Raw genomic sequence first — 2,717 nt, forward strand, 5'->3', positions numbered from 1 at the left:
ATTTTTACAGCCTGTCATTTCTTCTGCTTTGCGAAGACGAAAGAGGCAGTGATCACTCCGGAAAAAGAAAAAATTTCTGTAAAGGTTCAGTTGAAAACAGTCATGCAGAACAGACCATATCTTCTTGCATTGGTAGGACAGATATTATTTGGATTTACATTATATGGTAGAAACGCAGATATTCTGTATTATTTTACATATGTGGAAGGAAATGCCACTTACTATACGACTTATTCCATGTGCATTATTATTCCGTCTATTATCGGGGCAGCCTGTTTTCAACCAGTATTCCGCAAGTTGAATAACAAAGGAAGAACAGCATCTCTCTTTGCTTTATTTACAGGAATTTCAATGTTGTCTATGTTTTTCTTCAATGCCAAAGAATCACCAGCTATTTTTTATGCATTATCTGGTCTCACACAGTTTTTTTTCTCTGGATTTAATACCGCAATCTATGCAATTATTCCAGACTGTGTGGAATATGGGGAGTGGAAAACCGGACTTAGAAATGATGGTTTTCAGTATGCATTTATTTCACTTGGAAATAAAATCGGAATGGCAGTTGGAACAGCACTTTTAGCAGGATTACTTGGAAAATATGGTTATATTGCAAATCAGACACAAAATGCAACTGTACTTTCAATTATGAAACATGCATTTACGACGATTCCAGGTGCACTTTGGATTGTGACTGCGGTTGTATTATTTTTCTACCGGTTAAATAAAAAACGTTATAACGAGATTGTGGAGGAACTGAAAAATGGAAGAAAAAGTTGATATCGTGGCATTGGGAGAATTGCTGATTGATTTTACGGAAGCAGGACACAGTCAGGATGGGAGGAAATTGTTCGAACAGAATCCCGGCGGTGCTCCGGCAAATCTTCTAACCGTTGCAAGCCACTTTGGGTATCACACATCTTTTATTGGAAAAGTTGGAAACGATATGCATGGTAAATTTTTAAAGAAGACATTGCAAAAGGAAGGAATCAATACAGATGCTATTGTTGAAGACCCGGGTTATTTTACAACGTTGGCATTTGTGGAAATCGGTGAAAATGGAGAACGAAATTTTTCTTTTGCAAGAAAACCGGGTGCAGATACACAGTTAAAAAAAGAAGAACTGGACCAGACGTTAATTTCCGGATGTAGAATTTTTCATTTTGGATCATTATCGCTGACAGACGAACCGGCAGAAAGCGCAACGATCGAAGCGGTAAAAATGGCAAAAGCAGCGGGTGTACTTATTTCCTACGACCCGAATTACCGTCCATCCCTGTGGAAAAGTAAAGAGCGTGCAGTGAAAAAAATGAAATCTGTTGTAGAACTGGTAGATGTCATGAAGGTATCGGATGAAGAGAGTATTCTCCTGACAGGGGCAAAAAGTTATGAGCAGGCTGCAGAAGAAATTCTTGCTATGGGACCGAAGCTGGTTGCCGTTACATTGGGAGAACAGGGTGTTCTTATGGCAGCAAAAAACAGAAAAGAAATCATAAAAGCGTTTCAGACCAATGCAGTCGATACGACCGGAGCGGGTGATTCCTTCTGGGGAGGCGTATTATGCAGTATTCTTTCTATAAACAAGCCCGTAGAAAAGATGGAATGGGAAGAGATCAGAAAGTGTGCTGTTTTGGGAAATGCAGTTGCCGGATTGTGTGTGCAAAAGAGAGGTGGAATCCCTGCGATTCCGACGAAAGAAGCAGTGCTTGAATTTATGATGTGGTATAAAAAAAGTTGACACCTCATTCTCAAGGATTTGAGATATAATCAAGAGGATAAGGAGAGTGGACAAAATGGTAGGAAACAGACAATATGACCATGAATACAAAGTACAGGCGGTGAAACTCGCTAAAGAAATCGGACAAGCTAAGGCAGCTGAAGAACTGGGAGTGCCAAGGAATACCCTGTATGGCCGGGTACATGCGAACCGTCTTGGCAATCTTGATCTTGGAGCTGGCTCACAGACTCCACAAAGTGCCATGACGCTTAATGAAGAACTTTTAAGGCTCCGTCAACAGGTAAAGGAACTGGAGAAGGAAATCAGACTTTTAAAGAAAGAAAACGACTTTCTTGAGGAAGCCAGTGCTTTTTTCGCCGCGAGCCGTCTGAAGTCAGCAAAAACGAAAGAATGAAGTTTATTGCATTAAAAACAAAAGACGGCAGCTCCAAAGGAAATATTACCTTTTTCTGCAGGGTTCTCCATGTCAGCAGACAGGGATATTACCAGTATCTTGTCATGAAAGACCGCCCATGGAAATATCAGCCACTGGCAGATGCCATGAAAGATATACTTACAGAAGATATCTGCAATGATACGTATGGCCGTACCCGCATGTATCAGGCATTGACGATGAAACAGCCGAAAAATGTGGATATTCCCAGTGAACGCACTGTTTACCGTGTAATGGAAGAGATTGGGATCAGTCATCATCCCAGACGCAAACCGAACGGGATCACGAAAGCGGACAGGGAAGCCAGAAAATCAGAGGATCTGTTAAAGCGTGATTTCCACGCAGAAGAACCGCTGACAAAATGTGTTACAGATATGACAGAGATCAAAGGCTGTGATGGGAAACTGTATGTTTCAGCCATTTTTGACTGCTTTGATTCCAGCGTGATCGGTTTGGCAATGGATACAAATATGAAAGCCTCTTTATGTAAAGAGACACTGGAAAATGCTGCTAAAGCGTATCCTAGTATCCGTGGAGCCATTATCCATT

Annotated in this window: 4 protein-coding genes; all 4 read left to right on the plus strand. The window is 41.1% G+C overall.

All coding sequences use genetic code 11. From position 1 onward, the window contains the following. Positions 1-777: MFS transporter (locus RDS42_RS13960; protein ID WP_308784196.1), on the plus strand; the 777-nt coding region annotated here is incomplete at its 5' end. After that, on the plus strand, positions 761-1,735 hold the full coding sequence (locus tag RDS42_RS13965) for a carbohydrate kinase family protein (protein ID WP_118586081.1): 975 nt from the start codon (positions 761-763) through the stop codon (positions 1,733-1,735). The genes RDS42_RS13960 and RDS42_RS13965, both read left to right, overlap by 17 nt. Positions 1,736-1,790: 55 nt before the next feature. Continuing rightward, complete coding sequence (locus RDS42_RS13970) at positions 1,791-2,129, plus strand: transposase (RefSeq protein WP_287638919.1); 339 nt, start codon at positions 1,791-1,793, stop codon at positions 2,127-2,129. Next, positions 2,126-2,717 (plus strand): DDE-type integrase/transposase/recombinase (locus RDS42_RS13975; protein ID WP_243036782.1); only part of this gene is annotated, 592 nt, incomplete at its 3' end. The genes RDS42_RS13970 and RDS42_RS13975, both read left to right, overlap by 4 nt.

This window comes from uncultured Blautia sp., assembly GCF_902497045.1.
Taxonomy (GTDB): domain Bacteria; phylum Bacillota; class Clostridia; order Lachnospirales; family Lachnospiraceae; genus Blautia_A.